22 protein-coding genes and 1 pseudogene are annotated in these 23,769 nt (G+C 73.6%); 12 read left to right on the top strand and 11 right to left on the bottom strand.

The window, feature by feature from the left end; translation table 11 throughout:
- Positions 1–119: 119 nt before the first annotated feature.
- The gene (locus tag AB0447_RS17775) at positions 120–2,192 is read right to left on the bottom strand and encodes an AAA family ATPase (RefSeq protein WP_366477737.1); all 2,073 of its coding nucleotides are present in this window, start codon (positions 2,190–2,192) and stop codon (positions 120–122) included.
- Positions 2,193–2,672: 480 nt separating this feature from the next.
- Here AB0447_RS17775 and AB0447_RS17780 point away from each other — a divergent pair, with 480 nt between their 5' ends.
- Together AB0447_RS17780 and AB0447_RS17785 are read left to right on the top strand one after the other, a co-directional pair.
- Entirely contained in the window at positions 2,673–2,978 is a 306-nt protein-coding gene (locus tag AB0447_RS17780; RefSeq protein WP_366477610.1) for a hypothetical protein, read from the top strand.
- A gap of 65 nt (positions 2,979–3,043) precedes the next feature.
- Positions 3,044–3,445, top strand: a pseudogene (locus AB0447_RS17785) (SMI1/KNR4 family protein); the annotation flags it as partial.
- Positions 3,446–3,492: 47 nt separating this feature from the next.
- Here the strand turns inward: AB0447_RS17785 and AB0447_RS17790 are convergent.
- Positions 3,493–4,248: a hypothetical protein gene (locus AB0447_RS17790; RefSeq protein ID WP_366477611.1), complete on the bottom strand. Its 756-nt coding sequence runs from the start codon at positions 4,246–4,248 to the stop codon at positions 3,493–3,495.
- A 142-nt stretch (positions 4,249–4,390) separates the two neighbouring features.
- Between AB0447_RS17790 and AB0447_RS17795 the strand changes: the two genes are divergently transcribed.
- Positions 4,391–4,582, top strand: a complete 192-nt coding sequence (locus AB0447_RS17795; protein WP_366477612.1) for a hypothetical protein — start codon at positions 4,391–4,393, stop codon at positions 4,580–4,582.
- Between the two features lie 306 nt (positions 4,583–4,888).
- Positions 4,889–5,581, top strand: a complete 693-nt coding sequence (locus tag AB0447_RS17800) for a VOC family protein (RefSeq protein WP_366477613.1) — start codon at positions 4,889–4,891, stop codon at positions 5,579–5,581.
- 98 nt (positions 5,582–5,679) lie between these two features.
- Here AB0447_RS17800 and AB0447_RS17805 read toward each other — a convergent pair whose 3' ends face one another.
- The gene (locus AB0447_RS17805; protein ID WP_366477614.1) at positions 5,680–5,937 is read right to left on the bottom strand and encodes a hypothetical protein; all 258 of its coding nucleotides are present in this window, start codon (positions 5,935–5,937) and stop codon (positions 5,680–5,682) included.
- Positions 5,934–6,815: an isocitrate lyase/PEP mutase family protein gene (locus tag AB0447_RS17810; protein ID WP_366477615.1), complete on the bottom strand. Its 882-nt coding sequence runs from the start codon at positions 6,813–6,815 to the stop codon at positions 5,934–5,936. Before AB0447_RS17810 ends, AB0447_RS17805 begins: the two co-directional genes overlap by 4 nt.
- 212 nt (positions 6,816–7,027) lie before the next feature.
- Between AB0447_RS17810 and AB0447_RS17815 the strand changes: the two genes are divergently transcribed.
- A complete protein-coding gene (locus AB0447_RS17815) occupies positions 7,028–8,188 on the top strand; it encodes a PP2C family protein-serine/threonine phosphatase (protein WP_366477616.1) in 1,161 nt (386 codons plus the stop codon).
- A 32-nt stretch (positions 8,189–8,220) separates the two neighbouring features.
- On the opposite strand, the gene AB0447_RS17820 is transcribed toward AB0447_RS17815, so the two are convergent.
- Complete coding sequence (locus AB0447_RS17820) at positions 8,221–8,421, bottom strand: hypothetical protein (protein WP_366477617.1); 201 nt, start codon at positions 8,419–8,421, stop codon at positions 8,221–8,223.
- Between the two features lie 138 nt (positions 8,422–8,559).
- Between AB0447_RS17820 and AB0447_RS17825 the strand changes: the two genes are divergently transcribed.
- Positions 8,560–9,399 carry an alpha/beta hydrolase gene (locus AB0447_RS17825; protein ID WP_366477618.1) on the top strand — a complete coding sequence of 280 codons (840 nt, stop codon included), beginning with the start codon at positions 8,560–8,562 and terminating at the stop codon, positions 9,397–9,399.
- A 155-nt stretch (positions 9,400–9,554) separates the two neighbouring features.
- Positions 9,555–14,174, top strand: coding sequence for a hypothetical protein (locus AB0447_RS17830; protein ID WP_366477619.1), 4,620 nt, complete (start codon positions 9,555–9,557; stop codon positions 14,172–14,174).
- A gap of 73 nt (positions 14,175–14,247) precedes the next feature.
- On the opposite strand, the gene AB0447_RS17835 is transcribed toward AB0447_RS17830, so the two are convergent.
- The 4 genes from AB0447_RS17835 to AB0447_RS17850 form a co-directional block, all read right to left on the bottom strand.
- Entirely contained in the window at positions 14,248–14,943 is a 696-nt protein-coding gene (locus AB0447_RS17835) for a gamma-glutamyl-gamma-aminobutyrate hydrolase family protein (RefSeq protein ID WP_366477620.1), read from the bottom strand.
- Positions 14,944–15,056: 113 nt separating this feature from the next.
- The gene (locus AB0447_RS17840; protein ID WP_366477621.1) at positions 15,057–16,088 is read right to left on the bottom strand and encodes a ketoacyl-ACP synthase III family protein; all 1,032 of its coding nucleotides are present in this window, start codon (positions 16,086–16,088) and stop codon (positions 15,057–15,059) included.
- Between the two features lie 94 nt (positions 16,089–16,182).
- On the bottom strand, positions 16,183–19,386 hold the full coding sequence (locus AB0447_RS17845) for an amidohydrolase family protein (RefSeq protein ID WP_366477622.1): 3,204 nt from the start codon (positions 19,384–19,386) through the stop codon (positions 16,183–16,185).
- Between the two features lie 88 nt (positions 19,387–19,474).
- Entirely contained in the window at positions 19,475–19,888 is a 414-nt protein-coding gene (locus tag AB0447_RS17850; RefSeq protein WP_366477738.1) for a rodlin, read from the bottom strand.
- A 142-nt stretch (positions 19,889–20,030) separates the two neighbouring features.
- Between AB0447_RS17850 and AB0447_RS17855 the strand changes: the two genes are divergently transcribed.
- Entirely contained in the window at positions 20,031–20,264 is a 234-nt protein-coding gene (locus AB0447_RS17855) for a hypothetical protein (protein WP_366477623.1), read from the top strand.
- A gap of 50 nt (positions 20,265–20,314) precedes the next feature.
- On the opposite strand, the gene AB0447_RS17860 is transcribed toward AB0447_RS17855, so the two are convergent.
- A complete protein-coding gene (locus AB0447_RS17860; RefSeq protein WP_366477624.1) occupies positions 20,315–20,518 on the bottom strand; it encodes a hypothetical protein in 204 nt (67 codons plus the stop codon).
- A gap of 203 nt (positions 20,519–20,721) precedes the next feature.
- Between AB0447_RS17860 and AB0447_RS17865 the strand changes: the two genes are divergently transcribed.
- The 3 genes from AB0447_RS17865 to AB0447_RS17875 are packed head-to-tail and all read left to right on the top strand — an operon-like array spanning position 20,722 to position 21,900.
- Positions 20,722–20,997: an isoamylase early set domain-containing protein gene (locus AB0447_RS17865; RefSeq protein WP_366477625.1), complete on the top strand. Its 276-nt coding sequence runs from the start codon at positions 20,722–20,724 to the stop codon at positions 20,995–20,997.
- Between the two features lie 22 nt (positions 20,998–21,019).
- Positions 21,020–21,412 (top strand): hypothetical protein, encoded by a 393-nt coding sequence (locus AB0447_RS17870; RefSeq protein WP_366477626.1) that lies wholly within the window; start codon positions 21,020–21,022, stop codon positions 21,410–21,412.
- A complete protein-coding gene (locus tag AB0447_RS17875; RefSeq protein WP_366477627.1) occupies positions 21,409–21,900 on the top strand; it encodes a hypothetical protein in 492 nt (163 codons plus the stop codon). Before AB0447_RS17870 ends, AB0447_RS17875 begins: the two co-directional genes overlap by 4 nt.
- Positions 21,901–21,906: 6 nt before the next feature.
- Here AB0447_RS17875 and AB0447_RS17880 read toward each other — a convergent pair whose 3' ends face one another.
- Positions 21,907–22,674 (bottom strand): DUF1206 domain-containing protein, encoded by a 768-nt coding sequence (locus AB0447_RS17880; protein ID WP_366477739.1) that lies wholly within the window; start codon positions 22,672–22,674, stop codon positions 21,907–21,909.
- Between the two features lie 339 nt (positions 22,675–23,013).
- Between AB0447_RS17880 and AB0447_RS17885 the strand changes: the two genes are divergently transcribed.
- Positions 23,014–23,760 (top strand): DUF4142 domain-containing protein, encoded by a 747-nt coding sequence (locus tag AB0447_RS17885; protein WP_366477628.1) that lies wholly within the window; start codon positions 23,014–23,016, stop codon positions 23,758–23,760.
- Positions 23,761–23,769: the final 9 nt, after the last annotated feature.

A 23,769-nucleotide genomic window follows, 5' to 3' on the forward strand; every position in this document is an offset into this window, starting at 1 on the left:
CCGGCCGCGCGATGCCGGGTGCGGCCACGAGCGGTGAGGTGGCGAGCAGCCCCGTGCGCGCGGGCAGGTGTCTGTGCCACGCCGGGTGCGCCCGCGGCGACGACGCGGGCGCCGAGTCGTCAGGCGGGCCGGACGGTGATTGTGCAGAGGCGCTTGGTGGCCCGGGTCAGGGCTACGTACAAGTCCCTTTCCCCGCCGGGGCGGGCCGTGATGATTTCCTCGGGGTTCATGACGACGACCCCGTCGAATTCCAGGCCGCGTGCTTCGGACGCCGGCACGATGCGTGCGTGGTGAGCGATGCCCCGGGTCGTCAGCTCGCTCACCCTGGTGTCCGCGCAGATCACTCCCAGAAGCTCGCCCGGGTGCGCGGTGCTCTGGGCGCGGAGTTCCTGAACGACGGCGGTGACCAACCCGTCCGGAGGTGCGGTCACGGTGCGAGGGCTCTCACCGCTTCGCAGTGACCGTGTGGGCTTCTGGTCCGGAGCGATCCGCGCGAGCAGGTCCCGGACGCTCTCCAGGATCTCCTGCGTGGTGCGGTAGCTGACGGTCAGGTTGTGCAGTTTGAACCGCGGTCCGAGGTGGGGGCTCAGTGCTTCCTTCCAGTCGCGTGCTGTCGCGACCGGGCCTGCCTGGGCGAAGTCACCCACCAGCGTCATCGCCCTTGCCGGGCAGCGGCGAACGATCATCCGCCACTGCATGGCGGTCAGTTCCTGCGCCTCGTCGACGACGACGTGCCCGTACGTCCGCTCGGGGGAGCCGTCGACCAGGCTCGCCGCCTCGTCCAGCAACGGCACATCGGCATCGGTCCACGGGTCGTCCGGACCGCGCAGCAGAAGGGACCGCTCCTGCGCGGTCAGGCGGGGCAGGTGCTCGGCGAGAGCGCCGGCGTTCGTCAGGAGCGCCTTCACGAGGTCACCGGGCACCAGCCGCGGCCACAACACCTCGACCGCTCGGTCGACGGCGTCGTCGTCGAGGAGATCGGCTCGGATGGCGTCCAGGTCCAGCTCGTGGACCGGACCCGAGTCGGCCGCACCTTCGGCACGGCGCTGGGCGGCTCCCGTGAACCGGTCGAGGTCCATGCCGGTCATCCTGGCGGCATCGGCGTCGATCTGCTCCAGGAGGTCGCCCATGTCTCGTTGCATCGCGTCGGTGACGGCGTCGACCAAGAGCTCCCTGAACACCTGGCGCGCGGGGTTGTGCCCCGGTGCGGCTGCCACGGCGGCGTCGCGTGCCGTGGCGACTTCCTCGCCGGACAGGTGAACCAGTTCCTGTCCGACCCGCACGGTGAAGTCACCGGCGGGGGCTTGGTGGACGCGCAGCAGGCCGGCCAAGGCGTCGGCGAGGTCGGAGCTGCCCTTGAGACGCGCCGTATCGAACGGGTCCACCGTGTCCGTGGACACTCCGGCCAGTTCCCGGCAGGTCGCCAGAACGACGTCGTTCTCTCCGAGCGAGGGAAGGACCTGGGAGATGTAGTCGAGGAACCGGGCGTTCGGGCCCACCACCAGGACACCCTCCTCCGCGGCGCGCGGGAACGCGTACAGGACGTAGGCCGCCCGGTGCAGGGCGACCACCGTCTTGCCGGTGCCGGGCCCGCCCTGCACCACGGTCACCCCGCGGTGGGCGGAGCGGACGATCTCGTCCTGCTCGGCCTGCAGCGTCGCGACTGCCGCGTGCATCCTGCCCGTACGCCGTGCCGACAGAGCCTCGGTCAACGGGCCGTCCCCCACGACGTCCTCGTCGGTCGGGGCGGTCCCGTCCAGCAGTTCGTCGCTCACCGAGATGACCGTGCGCTCCTCGAGGCGCAGGTGCCGGCGCCGCCGCAGGTCCATCGGGTGGACCGGTGTCGCCTCGTAGAAGGGCCGCGCCGCGTTCGCGCGCCAGTCCACGAGCAGAGGCAGGTCATCCTCCTCCGTATGCAGTCCGATCCGCCCGATGCGCAGGGCCGTGCCATCCGTCCAGTCGATGCGCCCGAAGACCAGCCCTTTTTCGGCGCCCTCCAGCCGGCCGATTTCCTTGGCCAGACGCTCGGCGGCGATTTCTCTCTCGTATGCCTCACCGGCGCTTTCCGTCGGGGCCTTCAGCACACTCGCTCGGTGTACTCGCGCCTCGGAAAGCCGCTCGGTGAGCAACTCGTATAAGGAGGACACATAATCCCCCTCCGATTCAACCGCACGCACAGCGGGATCATTCATTTTCGACAACAGGGGGCTCCTTCGATTCGAGCCACACCATACGGTCGAAGTTCCCTAAAGATAAGTCTTGACTTACTTGGTAAGCCGTGGCCCTGCGACTGACTCCATGACGGCTGACCGTATGCGTATCGTGCATTCCGCCGTTCCGTATATCGCTAATTGTGCTCCCGATTTCCGCCTGCCTTACGGGCGAGCCCGCCCTTGGATGCCGGCGATGTTTTGCCGCGCTCGGGAAAAGGTCGGATCGGTGAACTCTCACCCCGTTCGCCGCCGCGACGCCCGGCGGCAGGCCCGTCCGTGCCACCCGCGTACCGGCGAGCTGTTGTCCACCGTGAAATTCATGGTGCAGACCCTCGCCGCCGCCGGCGAACTCCAGCGCGACCTCCAGCGCGAACTGACGTACGACGGGCTGCGGGCCGCCGAGACGAAGGGCAACAAGGGCGGGCGCCGCCCCGCCGTCCCAGCCACGAAGGCCGACGAGTGCGCACCGCGTACCTGGAAGGCCGCTCCATCGCCGCCCTCGCCCGCGACCATGACGTCAGCTGCGGCGCCTCCGTACCGCCGTCGCGGACCTGGCGCGCTCGGCGGGCACTCGACCAGGGCATCACCGTACGACGCGGCCAGGGCTACACCCTGCGCGTCACCGCCGTCCTCGCGGTCCACTGGCGACTCCTCGACCTCTGCCAGGTCCTCGACGGCACCGCGGCGCTCCCGGCCCAGGCAAGGCCCGCCGCGAGTACGAGACCGCGTCAACGCACTCCCGGCTGCCAGCCTGCGTCGAGCTGACCGACCACCACATCCGCCGAGATCAAGAACTGGCGGCTTTTTGGGCTTACCTCGGCGCTAGCCCTCACTGGACCGGCAACCACGAGCTCGACGGCGGCGCGTACCGGGTCTTCGGGCAGGACGGCAGCGGCGGCCTCGCCGCCGTCTGGTGCGCCCGGCCGGGTCGGCCCCTCGCCGAGCAGCCCGTGGTGTTCATGGGCTCGGAGAGTGAGAGCGGCCTGCTGGAGCCGGGAACCTGTCCGGCTTCCTGTGGGTCCTGGCCGACGGCTTCGGACTGAGGCCGACGGCTGCGGACCGAGGGAAGCCGCCCTGCACGACCACCGCGAGGCACGCCCGGACACGGCCCTGGCCGGCCTCGCCGAACGGCACGCGAGCAGCCCGCGCCGACCGGCCCGGGAGATCGTCGCCGAGGTTCGGGCCGAGCGTTCCCGACGTTCCTCGACGACCTCGACGAACTCTGCCGCTGAGTGGATGCCCCGGCCGCCGCGGACGTCCCCGCCGGCCGGGAACGGCGTCAGCGGCGGGTCGTGGTGTGCTGGAGGGAGAGGGAGCCGACGCGGCCGTGGGCGTCGGTGTCGACCAGCGACACCATCAGCGGGGTGCTCCCGGTGGGCCCGGCGGTCAGGGCGCGCAGGCGGAACTTCTCCGTGCGTACGGCGTCCCGCGCGAGCGGCGTGCCGCCCCGCAGCAGCCAGTACGGCATGACGTCATTGGCGATGCGCAGCTCGACCGTCCGCCAGGCGCCACTGGCCGGGTCCCGGCGCTCCAGGACGAAGCCGTCACCGTCGCCGGGCGCGCGTACATCACCCGCCGCGTAGAGCAGGGACTCCAGCTGGAAGGCGAGCAGCAGGTGCCCGTACGCGCGCGTGTTGCCGTTCCGCAGGGTGACGCTGAACTCCTGGGCGGGGCCCCCGCGGACCAGCGCGAGCCGGCCGCCCGGCGCCGACACCGACATCGCGAGCCGAGTCGCCGACGCGGGCGGGGGCGTGGGCGCCACCCGGCTCGGGGACGGTGCCACCGGGCGGGGCTGCGCCGCGGTGGGCGAGGGCGAGGGAGAGCCGGCCGCCAGGGTGGCCGACGGGGTGCCGGCCGGGGACGGCAGGGCCGGGGATCCGGCCGCCGAGGTGGCCGCCGAGCCGGCCGCCGCTCCGGCCGAGGCCGTACCGGCGGGGGTGGCGGAGCCGCTCGTGGCCCCCTGCGGGGCGCAGCCGGCGAGCGCGGCGGCGGCCAGGAGGAGGGCGAGGGCGGGGGCGGTGGGTCTGACGGGCATGGTGCAGGACCGTACCGGCGCCGGGCCGCAGGAAGGGCCCGGAACGATAACGCTTCGGCCCCGACCTCCGCGCCGTGCCGCCTGCCGCCGAGCGTGCATACGGCCGGTCGGCCGGGGCAGGGGCGCCGTAGGAGGTGGGCCGATGGGTGCCAGGGAAGAGGACCGGCCGAAGGGACTCGGGTCTCGGCTGCAGCAGGACGGCGCGATGGTGGACGAGCACGGCCGCCCGCCCGGGGTCGCGTCCCGGACGGGCACCGGCTCCTCGCAGCCGCCGGCCGACCCGGAGCGGATGCGTACGTTGCAGGAGGACCGGGCAGAGGACGACCGGACCTGAGGCGGCGGGACCTGGCAGCCGGACCTGAGGCGCCGAACCTGAGGCGGCGGGAGTTGCGGCGACCCGACCTGAGGCGGCCGGACCTGAGGCGGCCGGACCTGAGGCGGCCGGAGCTGCGGCGGCGGGAGCTGAGGCGTCCGGACCTGCGGCGGCGAACCTGAGGCGGCGGGAGCTGCGGCGACCGGACCTGGCGGCCGGACCGAGGCAACCGGACCTGAGGCGGCCGGACTGAGGCGGCCGGACCTGGCGGTCCCGGATCTCCGATCGGGCAGGTAATCGTCAGTCGCGGCTGCGAGGATGCCCGGCATGGAAGCAGCACTGACTCGCGAGGAAGCCTCGGACGCGGTCGGCGACCAGGGATGGCGTCTCCTGCTGGGCACCCTGCGAACATCGGTCCCGGTCGGGTCGCTGGCTTCGGCGACGGAGGTGGCGACCATCGCGGTCACGGCATGCGGTGAGGATGCGGACCGACACCTTTCCCTCGACGTCAGACCCCGAAGGGTCGTCCTCACCCTGCAGTCCTCCGACCAGGCAGCGGTGACCACCGCTGACGTCGACCTCGCGCATCGGATCTCCGCTGCCGTCCGTGGGATCGGGCTGAGAACGGAACCCGAGATCGGCACGGGGGCGCCGCGGTCGGTCCAGCTCTTGGAGATCGCCATCGACGCTCTCGACATCGCCGCGATCCGCCCGTTCTGGAGGGCGGTTCTGGGCTACGGCGACGAGGCGGGAGCCGACGGGCCCCACGATGCGATCGTCGACCCCCTCGGGCAGGGCCCGGCGGTCTGGTTCCAGCAGATGGAGCTCGCGCGCCCGCAGCGCAATCGCATCCACTTCGACATCTGCGTTCCGCACGACGAGGCGCTCCGACGGATCGAGGCCGCGCTGGCGGCCGGCGGACACCTCCTGTCGGCGGCCCGTGCTCCGGCCTTCTGGGTGCTCGCCGACCGCGAAGGCAACGAGGCCTGCGTGACCACCTGGCAGGGCCGGGACGGCTGACGGCTGACGTGCGTCGTGCGTCGTGCGTCGACCAGGACCGGAACAGCAGAGCGGCCGGGCCCCACCACGGGGCCCGGCCGTTCCGTACGTGCCGCCGCTCAGCCGCCGCCGTCCCCCTCGCCGGAATGCACGGCCTCCACCAGCGTGGCCAGCATGTCCACGGCACTCCCGTCGTGGTCGCTGCCCGCGGTGCCGCTGCCGCTCTGGACGTTGGCGGCCCGGTCGACCTCCACCACGGAGTCGGCGTGCGAGTTGTCGATGACGGTGATCAGGCTGTCGCCCGCGGCGGCGGGTGCCGCCCCACCGCCCAGCAGGGCCGCCGCGAGGACGGCGGCCCGGAGGCGCGGAACGGTCACACGCCCACGCCCACACCCACACCCACGCGCTCGCGCATGGGGTGGTGCCGCGCGATGTTCTTCGTCAGCAGCCTGGTGGACTCGCCGACGCCGATCTCATCGGCGCCGTCCGTGGCCGGCAGCCGTCCGTCGGCGATCCGCAGCTCGGTGAGGGCCGTGTCCATCGCCCGGTGCGCCGCGAACAGGCAGGGCGTGCTGTAGATCGCCACATCGACACCGAGCTCGGTCAGCTCGCCGAGCGAGAGGCGCGGCGACTTGCCGCCGGCGATTTGATTGAACAGCAGCGGCTTGTCGCCGACCACCTTGCGGATCCGCCGGATCCACTCCACGCTCCGGACCCCGTCGACCAGTACGACATCGGCATCCGTGGCGGCCAGGGCCTCCGCCCGGTGCAGGATGTCGGCCTCCTCGGTCGCGTCCGTCCGCGCGACGACGACCAGGTCCGTCCGGGTGGCCAGCACCATCTCCAGCTTCTCCAGGTACTCGGCGAGCGGCAGCACCTGCTTGCCGTCCGCATGCCCGCACCTGCGCGGCCGCTTCTGGTCCTCCAGGATGACCCCGGAGGCCCCGATCCGTTCCAGCCCTTCCACGACGTGGCAGGCCACTTCCGGGTCGACGTATCCGTCGTCGATGTCCACGAGCAGGTGGTGCCGGGGGAAGGCGCCGCGCAGCCGCTGGACGAAGGCGACCATGTCCGGCCAGGCGATGAACCCGATGTCGGGCAGTCCGTAGTACGAGGCCGCGAATCCGAAACCGGAGACGAACATCCCGTCGTAGTGCCCGGCCGCGACGGACGCCGAGTACATGTCGTATACGCCGATCAGGGGTGTCGTGCCGGGCTGGGCGATCTGCTCGCGCAGCGTGTTCCCGAACGTCATCGTCCGAATCCTCCATGGTGGTTGCGATGGCACAGGGGCAGGGTCGGGCCGACGTGACGCGGCGGCCCTTTACCCAAAACTGATCATTTCCGGGGGATCCCTAGAACTTCTCCCTACGCACCCTTTACTCACCCCAACGGCCTAGCCGGATTCACCACAGAAACGTCACTGGCAGCCCTGCCGCCGACACCGGGGCGGTGTATGCAAGAGGGATGCACCTTCGGCGACTGCGGGCGGCCAACCACCGGTCGGCAGGGCTGGGCCACGCGCTGGTGGCGGTCCCGCTCGCCCTGATCGCTCTCGTGACGGTGGTCGACATCCTCGCTCCGCCCGAGGTCCACCTCGGCCCGTTCCTGGTCGCCGCCCCAGCCCTGACCGCCTCGTTCGCCGGCCCCCGCACCACCGCGGTCATCGGCGCGGTCGCCGTCCTCGCCCAGGCCACGGTCGCGGCGGTCCGCACCAGCCTCACCGACCTGAACCACACGTTTCAGATCATCTCGCTGGTGCTCATCTCCGTGTTCGTGACGCTCTTCGCCCATCTCCGCGAAGTGCACGAGAAGGAGCTGATCCAGTTGCGGTCGGTGGCCGAGGCCGCGCAACAGGTGGTCCTGCGGCCGCTGCGCGAGCGGATCGGCCCGCTGCGCGTGGCCTGTGTGTACCTGGCCGCCGAGGCCGAGGCGCAGATCGGCGGCGACCTGTACGCCGCCGCCCGTACCGCCCGGGGGACCCGGCTGATCATCGGCGACGTACGCGGCAAGGGCCTGGAAGCGGTCGGGGACGCGGCCCTCGTCCTCGGCGCCTTCCGGGCCGCAGCCCATCAGGAGGCCGGCCTGCCGGGGCTGGTCGCCTATCTGGAAGGAGCCGTCGCCCCGGACCCGGACGGCGCCGGTGTCCCCGGCATCGACATCGGCGGCGACCGGGGCGAAGGATTCGTCACCGCGGCCGTGCTCGACATTCCCGACCAGGACCCGGTCATCCACCTCGTCAACTGCGGGCACCCGCCGCCGCTGCTGCTCCGCGGCGGACAGGTCAGCGCCCTCGAGGTCAGCCATCCGGCCCCGCCCCTCGGCCTCGCCGCACTCGTGGAATCCCGCGTCGCCCCGGAAGCCTTCGCCTTCGCGCCGGGCGACATCGTGCTCCTCTACACCGACGGAGTCCTGGAGGCGCGGGACGAGAAAGGCGTGTTCTATCCCCTGCCGGAACGCCTCGCGACCTGGCCGGCCCTGGGCCCGCAGGAACTCCTGGACCGGCTGCGTGCCGACCTGACCGCCCACGCGGCCGGCGGAATCCTGGGGGACGATGCCGCGATGGTCGCGATCCAGCGGCTGCCGTCAGCCGTCGAGTCGTCGAGTCGTCGAGTCGGTGAGCGGTGAGCGGTGAGCGGTGAGCGGTGAGCGGTGAGTCGTCAGGTCCGGCGGAACAGGTCCGTGGGTTCGGTCCTGGTCCAGCCCTGCGGGGCGGGTGGCCGGGGTACCTCCCGGCCTTCGCGCCGCCACTGGCGCTCCAGGGCGTCGTAGACCGGTGTGTCGGACACCGCCGGGGGAGCACCGGGCGGCTTCGACGACCAGATGGTGGGTGTCCGCGGGGCAGGGATGGTCTCCTCCATGCCGGGACAACGATTCTGCTCGACGAGTTGTGTCGGGTTGTGTCCGTTTCGTGATGGCTGCGTGCTCTGCCGTAGTTTTCGCGGCCCACCGGCGAAACCCGATTGCCCTGCCGGAACGACGCTGACATGGTCTCGATCATGCCTTCCTTCTCCGCACACGACGGAACCGAACTCGCCTACCACGTGTTCGGAGACGGCCCCCCGCTCGTCTGCCTGCCCGGGGGACCCATGCAGGACTCCGCCTACCTCGGCGAGCTCGGCGGCCTCTCCGCACACCGACAGTTGATCAGGCTGGACCTCCGCGGCACCGGCCGGTCGGCGAAACCGGCGGATGCCGCCTCCTACCGCTGCGATCGACTGGTCGACGACGTGGAGGCCCTGCGCAAGCACCTGGGCCTGGACGAGACGGACCTGCTCGCGCACTCCGCCGGCGCGAACCTGGCAGCGCTGTACGCAGGCCGCCACCCGGAACGCATCGGCAGGCTCGCACTGATCACGCCGAGCGTACTGGCCGTGGGGCTGACGATCACCGGCGACGACCGGCGCGAGACCGCACGGTTCCACCGGGACGAGCCGTGGTTCCCCACGGCGTTCGCGGCGCTGGAAGCCGTCGTGGCCGGCCGGGCCGCGGACGACAGCCGGCAGGCCATGGCACCGTTCTTCTACGGCCGCTGGGACGCCGCGGCCCAAGCCCATCAGGCCGCCGAGCACCGGCAGCGGAACCAGGAGGCCGCGGCTGCCTTCGGCGCGGAGGGCGCCTACGACCCGGACGCCACCCGCACGGCCCTCGCTGCCCTGCCGGCACCGGTGCTGCTGCTCGCCGGAGAGGCCGATCTGGGTGCCCCGCCCAAGGCGGTGGCCGAGTTCACCGGGCTGTTCCCGAACGCCCGGCTCGAAATCCAGCCCGGAGCCGGACACTTCCCCTGGCTCGACGACGCAGACCGGTTCGTGTCCGCCACCGCCGCCTTCCTGAGCTGAACCCGCCTCCCCGAGCTGAGGGGGGCTCAGGCCGGGGTGCCGGCACGGGCGGACCGGCCCGTGCCGGGCGCGGTCAGTGGCACGGCCCTTGTCGGGCGCTGTCAGTGGCACGGCCCGCGCCGGACGCTGTCAGTGGCACCTGCCAAGATCGGTGCATGACCAGCCAGATCCTCCTTCCGTCCAACCCGCGCACCTCCGCGGTGTACACCGACTGGGTCCGCGCCCACGACCCCGGCGCCGAGCCGGCCGCGCTCGCCCTGATCGACGTGGCCGACAAGGCCCGGATGCGTGCGTACGAGAAGCCGGGCCGGTTCGTGGACGGGATGGAGTTCCAGGCACGGCAGCTGCCGCCCGCGCACCTGCCCTGGTTCTGGGACACGGTCGGCCACTGGCTCCTCACCGGGCAGCAGCGCGCCGCCGCCCGCTGCTACACCCTCGCCCGCAAGGCGGAGCGCGCCCACCAGCTGCCGGTCGACCCCGACTGGCACCGGGCGAACGTCCTGCTGTACGCAAGCCACGGCGCCCTCCCCGCCACCGAACTGAGCGGACACCAGGCCTGGCTGGCCGCCGCCCTCGAACCCGGCCCGGCGCACCAGGAGTTCGTACGGGTCCTCACCGCCTGGGCGGCTTCCCCGGGCGAGCTGCCCGCCGACCTGGCCCGCCGGGTCCGGGCATCGGCCCGGGCCGCCGGACTGGACCCGGCCGAGGAAGCCCGGGTCCTGGGGCAGCTGGTGGCCACGGCGCGCGGCAAGGCGGTGCCCGACCGCCTGCTGGCCGCGGTCGCGGACCTGCTGGGCGAGCACCAGCCCGGTGACGAGGTGCGAGCCGCCCTGCTCGACCTGTTCCCGGAATCGAAGAACAACGCGGCCGCCTGGCTGCGGATCCTGCTGAACTCGGGCGCGGCCGAAGCCGCCGCGGCCGGCCGCATCGACCCCGAGGGCGGGCTCGGCGACTGGCTGCGCCGGTATGCGCGCGCCTACTCCCACCGCCCCGCCTGGGGCGGAGTGGTCCGCCAGCCCATGCCCCCCGAACTCTTCGGCCTGGTGGCCCGGTTCGCCCCGAGGCTGCGGGCCGCCGGCACCCCGGTGCGGCTGCACGAGGACCGCTACCGCTACCAGCACCTGGACGCCGACCTGCTGGACGCCTGCCTGGCCGAGGACATCCCCGTCGAGGACCCGGGCCCCGCCGTGCGACTGGAATTCTGGGACGAGCACTCCCAGCGCGACCTCAAGGCCCTCGCCGCCGACCCGGTGTTCGGACGCCGGCTCGAAGGCACCGTGCACGCCGGACTCCGCGGCGGCGGCACCGCGATCACCCGGCTCCCGCAGAACGCCGGCATCGCCGCCGAAGTGCACAGCCGGATAGAGAACCTCCTCGGCGCGCTCCGCGGCGGCGGCCTCGCCGCGGCCGACGAAGCCGTGGACGAACTGCGCGAGCTGCTGGACCGGCCGACGACCACCGCCCTCGACGGGATCGAGGAGGCCCTGGCCGGACTGGACCTGACCGGCCCGCTGGCCCGCGCCCTGCGCGCCGGACTGCCCGAGGAACTCGGCTGGCCCGCCCTGGAGGAGGCGCTGTCCGGCTTCGGCCCGGACGAGACCGTACAGGTCACCTCCACCTGGCCCGTCCTCACCGTGTACGGCACCGGCCGGGCCGTCGCCGTCGACCACGCCGGCCGCCGCGGTCAGTGCTCCTTCGAGATCCCCGACGACGCCACCGCGCACACCGTGCACTGGGTGGGCGGACGGTTCCTGGTGAGCTGGACCGACCACGCCCGCAACACCTGGGGGGAGCACGCCTTCTGGGCCGACCGGCCCGAGGACGTCTTCGAACCCGAGCACCAGCTGGGCCTGCGCCCCTACGGCAGCAGCATCCAGGGCGGACTCGGCTTCCAGTTCGAGAGCCCGGACGGCGGCGGCCGGTACGACGGAGAGCGGATCCTGCGCCCCGGCGGCCGCGAAGGCATCGGCCACCGCGACATGCAGATGAGCGACGGCGAAGGCTTCTGGAGCGCCAGGGTGTTCCACTCCGTGGAGACCTGGGCCCGCCTCGACCCGCTCACCGGAGAACCGACCGCCGACCGCACCCTGCCCGCGTTCCACCGCGGCGTCGACGTACCGCCGGGCATGGAGCACTACAAGGACGGCCAGATCCTGGCGGCCATGCCGCCCGGCGCACCCGCCTCCCCGCTCGGCCAGGACGGCCCGCTGGTCGGCTGCCGGGTCTTCAACCGCACCCCGTGGTCCGGCTACTCCCCACGGGAATTCCTCCTCGAGTCCGTCGACGGCCGCCGCGCCCACTACCGCAGCCGCCGCTGGGGCCGCCGCCCCTGGGGCATCATCGGCCTGCCGCAGGGCGGCGAGGACGGGGTGCTGGCCGGCGAGGAGATCATCCGCTGCCACGCGGCCGAGGACAACTCCCTGCTCTGGCAGGTCCCCGGCTTCCCCGGCTCCGACACGAAGACCCGCCGCACCCGCACCCTCGGCGAGCAGGCCGGCCCGGTCCCGCCGCCCGCGTTCTGGCACTTCCTGACCCCGCGCGACGAAACCTCCTCCAAGGCGCTGCGGACCGTGGACGACGACGCCGTACGGGCCCTCCTCGACGCCGCCCTGCAATCCGACCCGGACCGCTCGCCGTCCCTGGCCGGAGTGACCGAACCCCGCGTCCAGGCCGGTGTGGCACGCGCCGCGCAGCTGGCCGCCGACATCCTGCGCCGCCGCCGGGAACTGTCCCGCCGGGTGGCCATCATGCGATCGGGCCCGGCGGTGCACCTGGGCACCCCGGTCCCGGACACCGTCCTCACCCCCGCCCTGTGCGGCCTGCTGCCGGAACTCCGCGCCTACGAGGCCCATGTGCCCCAGCCCCACCCCGCGCTGCTCACCGCCGTCGCCGCGGACGGCCGCCACCTGCGCGGTGAGATCGACGACGAGACCAGGCGCCTCGCACTGCCCGCCAGACCCGCCGAATGGGCCGTCCTGGTCGGCCGGATCGACGCCGTGGCCTGGCGGGCCGCCACCGCACCCACCTCCGACGAGGACCGCGCCGCCCTCGTAGCGCTGCTGGAGACCTGGAGCACCCAGCCGTTCGCCGAACCGGGCGGGGCCTGGCGCACCGGCCGCGCCCCCGAACAGCAGCTCTCCGCCTGCCGGACCGCCGGCCCGGTGGCCTCCGCCGCCGAACGCGGCGGCCTGGCCCGCTTCCTCCAGCCCGCCGCCGCACCGGAACCCGCCGGGGCCGAGGAATGCGAGACCTTCACCATCGCCGGGGACGACCGCGCCCGCCTGCCCCGCCTGCTGGAACTCCTCGCCGAACACGGCCCGCTGCCCCTCCATCCCGAAGCGGTGGACCTCTTCTGCTGGCGCACCGGGGTACGGCGCCCGATCGCCGCCCTGGTCCTCGGCGGGCTGCCCGCCCGCGAGGACCACCGCGACCACCTGAAGCTGCTGCGCTCGGCACCGTACAAGGCGAACAAGGACGTGGCCCGCGAGTACGCCGACTACCGCCACCGCCTCGGCGACGCCGGCCGGCGCGCGGTGCTCGCCGCCGGCCTGCCGCAGGACCCGGCCGAGCTGTGGGCGCCGGGCGGGACCGTCGCGGCAGCGGAACGCATGGCCGCCGTCTGGGCCGGGCTGCTCGGCACCGTCCCGTACGTGGACGAGGGCCTCGCCGTGGCACTGGAGTCCGAACTGGGCCTCGCCGACGCATGGGCGCGCTCCCTCCCGGCCGGCCGGGCCCCGGAGAGCGAGGCCTTCCTCGGCGAGGGCGGCTACGTCCTCGCCGGCAGCGCGACCGGCGGACTCGACCTCCACCACGCGGGCCCCGACGGCACGGCCGGCCCCCGGGTGCCCGCCACCCGCCCCGCGCACCGGGCGGCCGCGTCGGTGATCGCCTGGGCCCTGACCGAGCGGCCGGTCGCCGATCCGGCCGCCGCGGGCGCCCTCGCCCTGTACTCCCGGCTGCGGACCGTCCTCGACGACCCCGGCACGCTGATCCCCCTGGGCCGGTTCCGGCCGCTCGCCGAGGCGGTGCCCGGCGACCCGGCCTTCGCCCCCTACCAGGGCCCCGTCCTACCGGGCCCGCAGCCGGCGGGGGAGCAGGCGGTCGAGGCCTCGACGGCATACGACGACGGCCTGTTCGTGGTCGCCGTACCCGCCGGCGACGTCTTCCTGCGCCCCGGCGCACTGGCCGAACCGGAGCGGGTGCAGCGCGCGGGCCGGCTCTGCGCCGAACTACGCCTGACCCGGCTGCTGGAGCTCGTACACCGCCACCAGCGGCTCTTCGACGGCCTGGCCCGGACGGCCGAGCGGGCCGCCGCCACCCCGGTACCGCCCGGCGGCTACGAACTGAACCCGGCGCTCAGCACCCCGGACCTGGTCGCGGAGGCGGCCCGGACACTGGGGGTCGGCCAGGACGCCGCCGCCCTCCACCTCCAGCTGCTGGCCCTCGCCCGGCCCACCGACCAGAACGTGCGGCGCTGGAACGCCTGGACCCAGGACCGGCACAAGGCCGCCCGCGCGGAGCTGGTGGCCGCCGGCGCGGTGCTCGCCGCCCGCCGCGCCCGCGCCGGACGCACCGCCTTCGTCCCGGGACCGTGGACGGACCTGAAGCCCCCGCACCTCCCCCTGGAAACCGCCAAGACGGCCACCCACCTGGCCACCGTCTCCGGCCCGGACCCGGACGGCCCGTTCCTCCGGCTGCTCGCTCCGGTGCCGGTGCACGAACTGTTCGCTCAGGCCTGGGCCGCCGCCCGGGGCCAGGAGGCAGCCGCCACGTGAACGGCTGACCTCGACGGCCGGGCTCAACGGCCGGCCCCCGGCAGACAGCCCACCGGCCCGCCGGCATCCGGCCTCAACGCGCCCCGGCTCGCGCCGCGTCGATGAAGGCCCGGAACAGCGGCACGGTGTCCTCGCCCAGCTCCGCGTGGGCCTGGAGGCCGACGACGAACGGGGCCGTCGGATCCTCGGCGGCTTCGATCACGCCGTCCTCCGACCAGGCGGTGGCCACCAGCCCTGCACCCAGCTTGTCGATGCCCTGGTGGTGGTGGCAGTGCACGGTCGCGGAGGTGCCCATCGCGGAGCCGATCCGCGTGTCCGCGTCGATCCGGATCCGGCGGGGGTCGTACTGCCCGGGGACGGCCGGCGAGTGCTGCGGCAGGTGCTGGTTCAATGTGCCGCCCCGGGAGATCGATATCAGCTGCAGGCCGCGGCAGATCCCCAGCACCGGGATGCCGCGCCGCTCGGCCACTGCCAGCGCCGCGAGTTCGGCCTCGTCGCGGACCGGGTCCGGCGGCAGGGTGTGCGGGTCGGCCTCGGCGCCGTACCGCCATGGCTCGATGTCCTGGCCGCCGGTCATCAGCAGCGCGTCGGCCCGGGACACGACGGCCTCGACGGACTCGGGCTCGGGCAGGGTCAGCATCGGCGCGCCGCCCGCGTCGACCACCTTGGCGATGTACGCCAGCGGCAGGGCGGCGATCGGCACGTCCTTCCAGATGGTCCAGTTGAGCAGGGCCCTGTCGGCCGTGACGGCCACCACCGGTCGGTTCAACGGAATGTCCTTTACCTCGGTACACGAACAAGGGGTAGGTCGAGTGCGGCCGGGGGCGGGGCCGGGGCACGGCCTCTGCCGGCCCCGGCCCCCGGCCGCACGCGGGGTGTCTCTCAGCCCGCCTGGACCACGGCACAGGACCAGGTGAATCCGCCGCCGCCACCGATCACCACGGCGAACTCCCCGGCCTCGAGGTCGTACGAGGAGGAGAGGTCGGCCAGATTGGCCAGCACGTCTCCCGCTCCCAGGTGGCCGCTGCCCTCGCGCTCCTGGACGATCTCCGCCTTCGTCAGCTCGGTGATCAGGGCGCTCGTCCCGGCGAGGATGTGGGTGCTCAGCCGTGGCAGGGCCACCCAGCGGATCCGCGGATCGCCGGGTTCGAGGCCCGCCTCCGCCAGCGACTGCAGCAGGATCGAACGGACGCTTTCCGTGGCGGTCTTCATGAAGGCGGCCATCCCGCCGTTCATTTCGAGATAGGCCTTCTTGGGGCGCCTGATGTCGATGGTGCCGCCGTCCCACCGAGCCGCCGGAGTGAAGGGGTTCCTGCCCCGGTACATCGCCTCGAACTCCGCCGCCGTCGCGGAGCACAGCGAGCGCAGCAGGAACGTCCCGCCGGACCCGCCCTCGGCGCGGCGCCGCAGCAGCGCCGCCGTGCCCGCGTCGCCGTAGATGGCGCCGTAGTCCGCCGTCCACCGGTCGAACCCGGGCGCCGCGAACCGGTCGCCGGTGGTGACCAGCGCCGATTCGGCCCGCGGATCGGCGAGGAGCCTGTCCACGGCGACGCCCAGGGCGGCCGCACCGCCGTTCGACATGTGCTGCACACCGAGCGGCAGCGCTTCGCGGGCGCCGATCCGGTCGGCGACGTAGTGAGGGGGCGACCAGAAGTCGTGGCCCTGGTGGTAGATCCAGGCGTGCGCCACGAGGTCGAGCCGCGCGGGATCGTACTCCGCCGCCGCGAGGACGCGCTCGGCTGCCCGTACGGCCAGGTCCGGCCCCGGTATGTCGGCCGCCGGCACCGCGGTCAGCCCGATCTCCCGGGCTTCCTCCTCGGTCATCCGGCCCGATGCCACGACCTCGGCGGTCGTCTCCCGCTCCTCCGGCAACCATGTCGCGGCCTGCAGAACGAGAGGCTGGGTGATTTCCATCGTTCCCCCGTGAATATGTCCTGTGTGCTGTCCCTCACCTGCGGAGAGACCCGTCACGAGAACCTAGGCACGGGGTGTGGAGGCCTTCTGGAGATCAACTCGACCCGGGGACCTCAGCGGTGCAACAGCCGTCCCGGAGCAGCTGCCGGATGACGGCACTCCACTCGTCGGACGGAGCGGCCGGTACGGCGGTCCCCGCGAAGGCGGCCTCCAGGGCCCGGCGTTCGTGGACCGTGCCGCCGCGGACGCTCGCGCGGACCCGGATCAGCGCCGCGAAGTCCGCGAAGGGGTCGCCGTCGACGACGGTGAGGTCGGCCAGCTTGCCGGGCTCGACCGTGCCGAGGCGGTCCTCGACGCCGAAGACGCGGGCCGGGGTGCGGGTCACCGTGGTCAGCGCCTCGGCGGCGGACAGCCCGTACCGGTGCAGCGCGCGCAGGGCCAGGTGGAGGTGGAGCCCGACCGGGGTGATCGGCGCGTCGCTGCCCAGTGCCACCCGTCCACCGCCCCGCAGGACGCGCCGGTAGACGCCCACCTCCCGTTCCAGCACCGCGAGTTCCTCGCTGCTCGGCGGCCTCGCGGCGGCCGTCTTCAGCGCCGCCACGTCCCACGGCGGCATCATGTCCGTCACCCGGCGGTCCGCGGCAGCCGCCGGATCGGCCCCGATCAGGGGGAGGGCGGTGAAGGGGGTGGCGATGAGGTCGAAGCCGCCGCGCGCGTACACCTCCACCGTGTCCTGGTACGTGTGCCCCTGCGGGGTCGCGCCGTGCCCGAACTCGGCCCGCTCGGTCGCCACCAGATGTGTCGTCAGGTCCTGCCCCGACTGGATCCCGGGGGCGCACAGATGGGACCCGGCCGCGACCCCGAGTCGGTCGTGCGCGAAGCGGGCGGCCTCGGCCATCTGCTCGTACGGAGCGCGGACGTACGTCTTGACGAAGTCCCAGTCCAGCGCCGCGGCCCGGGCCAGGGAGCGGCTGAACCCCTCGCGGGTGCGATGGGCGCGCCCCATGCTGTAGGCGACCCGGGAGCCGTCGAGGAGCTCACCGCCCGCCAGCAGCCGGGGCCCGGCGAGCCGCCCGGCCCGCAGGTCCTCCCTCAGCCGGGCCTGTTCGTACGCCGACCCGCCGAGGGAGACGGCGGTGGTGATGCCGTAGGCGAGCTGGAGGAGTCCCTGGCGGGCTCCGTAGGTGTACGGGTACGGGTGCACGTGGGCGTCCCACAGGCCCGGCAGAACGGTGGCGTCGGAGGCGTCCACGGTGCGTGCGGCGCGCCGGCCGGCGCGGTGCGGCTCGACGGCGGTGATCCGGCCCCCGCGGATCAGGATGTCGACGCCGGTGCGCGGTGCGGAGCCGGTGCCGTCCCACAGCAGCCCGGCGTGCACGACGGTGTCGACGGGCGTTGGGCGCCGGTAGGTCAGGGCGACCGGCACGGTCCGGGGAGCCGCCGCAGGCGCCCCGGCGGCGTCGAGGGCCAGCAGCCGCAGCCGGGCGTTGGACTGGTACAGCAGGGTGCGCGCGTCGGCGGACCACGAGGGGTGGTCGGCCGGCTCGTCGGTCAGCCGGCGGGCCGGCCCGGCGGGCGTGCCGTCCGCGGAGACCGGCAGCAGCCACAGCGCGGACTCGCTGACACAGGCCAGGAAGCGGCCGTCGGGCGACCAGACGGGCCCGGACGCGTACCGGTCGGAGAGCGAGGCGTGCGGGGCGAGGCCGTACAGGCGTGCCGCTCCGGTCCCGGTGTCCACGATCCGGATGAGGTTGTGGCCTTCGCGGAACCGCCGGTTGAGCCGGTTGCGGTCGCAGAGTGCCACGTACCGGCCGTCCGGCGACCAGCTCGGCGGACCGGGCAGGCCACCCCCGCCGAGCGCCTCCGCCAGGACCTTCTCCGTCCCCGTCGCCAGATCGCGTACGAGGAGCCGGCCGGCCAGGTCCAGGGCGGCCAGCCGCTTGCCGTCCGGGGCGAGGACCCCGTACACGCGCCCGCCGGGAGCGAGGACGCGCTCCTGCCCGCCGGACAGCTCCCGGCGGCGTACGGTGTTCAGCCCGTCGCGGTCGTCGGTGTAGACCAGCGCCCGGCCGTCCGGGGTCCACACCGGCCCCTGCACGTAGGCGGTGGCCGGCGCCTGGACGACCTTGCGCGGCGGCCCGCCGCCCGTGACGGGGGCGATCCACAGGGCGTTCAGCGCGGCGAAGGCCACGCTGCGCCCGTCCGGTGACAGGGCGGGCAGGTGGAGACCGCGGACCGGGCGGCTCCGATCGGCCTCCAGCACGTACTCCTTGACCCGGTACCGGGGCCGGCGCACCTCGAGGGTGGCGTCGAAGGCGATCTCGCGGGCGGCGGTGCCGCGGTGGGGTTGGATCACGCGGAACCGGCCGTCGAGGGTGAGCAGCAGCTGCTCGTCGCCGATCCAGCGCGGGGGAGCGGGCGCGATCTCGCCGTCGAGGGCGACGGGGCGCCCGTCCACGAACAGGGTGATGTACTCGGCCTTGCGGGGCCCGGGAAGCGCCCCCAGCCAGGCGGTGCGCCCGGCGGGGGAGACGGCCGGGGCCAGCAACCTGCCGTCGGCGGCGGTGTGTTCGACGCGTACGGGTCCGGAGCCGTCGGCGGCCACGGAGGCGACGGTCCGGGCGGTGAGGACGTCACCGGTGAGGACGCCCCGGATGAACAGCACCCGTGAGCCGTCCGGGGACCAGGCCGGGTCGAAGTCCTCCCAGGCGCCTTCCTGGCCGGGGCCTTCCTGGCCGGGCAGGCCGGTCAGCCGGCGCACTCGGCCGCCGTGGACCGGGACGGTGCAGATCCGGTACGGGCTGCCCGCCACCGGGTCTCCGCCGTGTTCGGAGCAGTAGGCGAGGGTCCGGCCGTCGGGAGACCAGGCGGGCGACCGGCTGTCCACGGGGCCGTCCGTGAGCCGGCGCAGGCCCGAGCCGTCCGGGCGCATCACCCAGATGTGGAAGGTGCCGCCGCGGTAGGCGCTCATCGCCACCAGCCGGCCGTCGGGCGAGAACACCGGACGGCACGGCTCCAGGTCGGGCGGGGTCAGCGGGGTGGCGGGAGACCCGTCCGGCGGCACCGACCACAGGATGTTCTGCACCTCGGCGATGAACCGGTCCCCGCTCGCGGTGGCGGTCGCCGCACCGTTGGTCGAGCCGGTGAACCGCAACCGGACCGGGTCCTCGGGTGCGGGGGCCCCACTGCCGACGGCCGGGGCGGCCGAGGCGGGGGAGTGGCCGGCCCGGACCAGCAGTGCCGCCACGGCGCTGCCCGAAGCCGCCTGCAGCAGCGTCCTGCGCGGAAGGGGATCCACGACCACTCACTCGGGGAAGAGGCGGCCGGGACCCCTGGGCACTCGCGCAGCAACAAGGGTCCCGGACCGGACCGGGGACGGCGACAGGTCAGCTGCCGGCGGAGAGGTTGCCCGAGAGCACCGGGATGTTCTCCAGGATGTGCGACAGCGGCTCGTCGCCCTTGGCCTGGGTGGAGTTCTCGGTGCACTGCTGGTTCTGCGGGTTGGACAGGACGTTGATGTCCTGGACGCCGACGTTGAGGAGGACGGCGAACAGCGACTGGACGTTGAGCTTGGCGGGCAGGCCGATGCAGGGCTTGTTGAGGGTGCCCTGGACCAGGCTGAGCTGCGGGCTCTTGTCGCCGGTGGTCTTCTGGTTGCCGTAGATCTGCGAGGCACCGTTGCCGTTGACCGTGTTGATCCCGTTGTCGTTGCCGATGGCCATGGCGGGGGCGGCGACGGCAGCTCCGGCGCCGAGGACGGCGGCGGTGGTGGCGGCGGTGGCCATGATCTTCTTGAACATCATCAATCCTCTTCAGTTGCACGAGAGCTGCCCCTGCATGGGCGCTCTGATCAACTCGACTTCTCCCTCCTGGTTCCGCCCATTCACCCGAGTGGAGCAGCCTGCGGCTGCCGCGGAGGCGCGGGAGTGGTCGGATCGGTGCATGAACGATCCGTACGCGATGGACGCTCTGGCCGCGTCGACCCCCGCCCGCCCGGCCGAGCGCCGGGCGGCCCGCCGCAGCGTCGCCGCCCGTGCCGACGGTGCGGCGGAGCTGGCGCTCCTCCTCGACATGCTCGGCCTGCACCCCGACGACGACGCCGGGCCGGGCCCGGAGGACGCACCGCCGGTCCCCGGCTCCGGCAGCGGGCAAGGGCAGAGCCCGGCCGGAGGGTGACTGGGCCCCGGCCGGGCTCTGGGCTGTGCGGGCGAACGGGCGCCCCGGTGTCAGAGTTCCTCGTCGCGCAGGTCCTCTTCGTCGCGCATCCGGTCTCCCTGGCGCCGCTTGATCTCCTCGGGGCTCTTCCCGCGGGCCGGCGGGGTGGGCTTGGGGTGCGCCGGGTCCTGGTTCGGCGGCTGACCGGAGCGACGGCGCTCCTGCTCTTCGCGGCCCTTGCCCGGCTCTTGGCGCTTGTCCTGCATACCGCCCATGACGGCGACTCCCTTGTGCGTGGGGTACGTCTTCCTGCCGACCCACGCTCCCACCAACCATGACAAACCGCACCATCTTGATTACCGGACGTGGCGCACGGGTGACGTTGCCTACCGGGACGCTGCGCCGGAATGCGGGCCGACCGCCCCGCGTCGAGGATGGGCGCCATCACATCCGCCTACCACCCGTCAGGAGCCCACCCATGCTGGAACGCAAACCGCGCAAGGGTCGCACGGAGATCACCTTCGTCCTGCCCGCCGACACCCCGCCCGGGGCGGTCAGTGTGGTGGGTGACTTCAACGACTGGCAGCCCGGCACGCACACCCTGGCGCCCCGCGGCGACGGCACCCGTGCGGTCACGATCGCCCTGCCCGGCAAGAGCACCCACTCCTTCCGCTACCTGGCGGCCGGCGACTACTGGTTCGACGACGACAGCGCCGACGGGCACGACGGGGCGAACAGCCGCCTCCACACCTGAACCGCCCTGCCAGGGGAGCGACATGGCGCAGCTGCGGGTGGACGGTGACGCCCTCGTGGTCCGGCTGGCGTGGTGGGAGAGAGCGGCAGCCCGGCGGCGGGAGGTCCGCGTTCCCCTGGCCACGGTGACCCAGGTCGCCGTCACCACGGCCTGGTGGCGCCCCCTGCGCGGCGCACGGGTGTCGGGCACGATGGTGCCCGGCAGCCTGTGCCTGGGGATCTGGCGGCACGCCGGCGGCCGGGACTTCGTCGCCATCCGCCACCGGCACGCGAGGGTGGTCTTCGTCGAGCTGCGCCCGCCCTCGCCGTACACCCGTATCTCCGTCAGCGGCCGGCACGCCGACCGGATGGCCGAGGCCGTGCGGGCGGCCATGGGCCCTGCCGCGGCGCAGGCGGTCGGAGCGGCCGGCCCATGACCGTGGATCCGAAGACGGCCGCGGCCCAGCTCAAGGAGCGGCTCTACGCGACGATCACGATGATCTCCGTCGTCATCGGGCTCGCGGGCAGCAGTCATGTGGACGTCGGCGGTGCGGTGGCGACCGTCGTGACAGCCTCGGTGGGCCTGTGGCTGGCCGCACTGGTCGCCGATCAGCAGGCCCACCGCGTGACACACGGTGCCCTGGCATCCGGCCGGGAACTGCGCACCATGCTCTACGTCAGCAGCCCCCTGCTGCTGTCCGCGGTGGGCCCGCTCATCCTGATCGGCATCTCGGCTCTGGGCGCGATGGGTTTGGACACGGCGCTGGTCACGGCCGCCGGGGTGAACGTCGCCACCCTGTTCCTGTGGGGCTGTTACGGGGGTCTCCGGATGGGCGGGGGAGCCGTGTTCGCACTGCTGGCCGGGGGCATCGACGCGGCCATCGGCACGGCGGTGGCAGTGGTCAAGGCGGCTGCCGGGCACTGACCGGTGTCACACGCGGCGCCACACGGCCTGCGCCCAGGAGAACAGGCCGAAGAGCGTCAACCCCACGGCGACGGCGACCAGCAGCCACGGGCCGGCCGGCGTGGCCGCGAAGGAGCGCAGCGTATCGTCGATCCCCTTGGCCCGGGCCGGGTCGTAGGTCACCGCGGCCCACCCGAGGAACACGCCCGCCGCAGTGAACACCGCGCCCCGCGCGACCCCGCCGCCGACCCCGAGCACGTCCACCGCCCGGCGGAGCCACGGATCCGCCGAGGACATGTCCATGTGCTTGCGGTACGTGCGCCGGGCCGCGCCCACCGCGATCACCACACCGGCGACGGCGATCACCAGACCGGCCAGCCCCACCAGCCATCGGCCGGCGGGCAGCTCCATGGCCCGGGCGGAGAGGTCGCGCGACTGCTCGTCACTGGAACGGCCACCGCCGGACCCGGCCGCGAAGGAGAGGACGGAGACGGCCACCACCGCGTAGAAGACGGCCCGGCCGGCTGCGGCCAGGCGTTTCGTCGTCTTGCGCCCGTCCGGGCCGGCGGCACCGAAGACGGCTTCCGAGAGCCGCCACAGGGCCATGGCGACCAGGCCGATGCCGATGGCCCACACGAGGGCGGCACCCAGCGGGTGCTGGGACAGATCGGCGAGCGCCCCCTGGCGGTCGGCCTGCTCCCCGGTGTCGCCGAACGCGATGCGCAGCGCGAGCAGGCCGACGAGCAGGTAGAGCACACCGCGGGTGGCCAGCCCGCAACGGGCTGTCGCGGCCATGGCCCCGTGGCCCGTTTCCCTGGTCTTTGCGCTGACCGGCGACGGAGTCTTCATCGGCCTGCCCGCCTCCTGCCCGTGGTGCCTGTGAACGGTGCTCCCATGGTGTGCGGCTGCCCAGGGGTTCCCGCGGCATGCGGGCGTCGCGGCGCCGGAATGTATCAGCCGTACCGGGGCTTGCCCGGATTTTTATCCGATGGTGATCGCCCTCCGGCGTACGCCCCGCAACGGCACTAGCGTCCCTTGGCATCCCGGGAAACGGGGGTGCACCCCACCCCGCACCGCAGCGGGGCACTCCCCGCAGGGTGCACCCCTCCCGGCCCACGGAGCAAGGAGGGCACTGTGCTGTCATTGCGTCGGCGGTCCGGCGTCGGTCTTTCGGCCGGCGCGAGATACGCGACCGCGAGCGCCGCCGTCATCGGTGCGCTGGCCTTCACCCTGCTGGCACTGCTGATTCCGGTGGAGGCCTTCGGCGGCAAGACGTCCGCGGCCGCCGCCCCCGCGGCCGACGACGACGGTGCGGGCACCATGAGCACCCCGTTCGGGCCGCTGACCGCCCAGGACCGGGATTTCGTCCGCAAGGTGCGGCTGGCCGGGCTGTGGGAGCTGCCGGCCGGACGCCAGGCCCAGCAGCGCGGAAGCCGTGCCACGGTGCGCACCGCCGGGGACCACCTCGTCGAAGGGCACACCGAACTCGACCGGCGGGTCATCGAGGTCGGCCAGGCCCTGGGCCTGGACCTGCCCAACCAGCCGAGCGAACAGCAGCAGGGCTGGCTGGCCCAGCTGACCCAGGCTCAGGGCGACGACTACGAAAGGCTGTTCATCCAGCTGCTGCGCCGGGCGCACGGCAAGGTGTTCGCCCTGGTGGCCCAGGTCCGGGCGCAGACCCGCAACACCATGGTGCGCACCCTGGCCACCGACGCCAACGCCACCGTCCTGGACCACATCTCCGTCCTCGAGGACAGCGGGCTGGTCGATTTCGAGGCGCTGAACGACACCTCCCCGTCGCCGGCGCCGCCGCGGTCCGCCGGGCGCCCGCTCCCCTCCGATGCCCGAAATCCCAAGTCCGAAGTCCGATCGATGAAGTGAAGTGAAGTG

This window comes from Streptomyces sp. NPDC051211 (assembly GCF_040689505.1).
Taxonomy (GTDB): domain Bacteria; phylum Actinomycetota; class Actinomycetes; order Streptomycetales; family Streptomycetaceae; genus Streptomyces.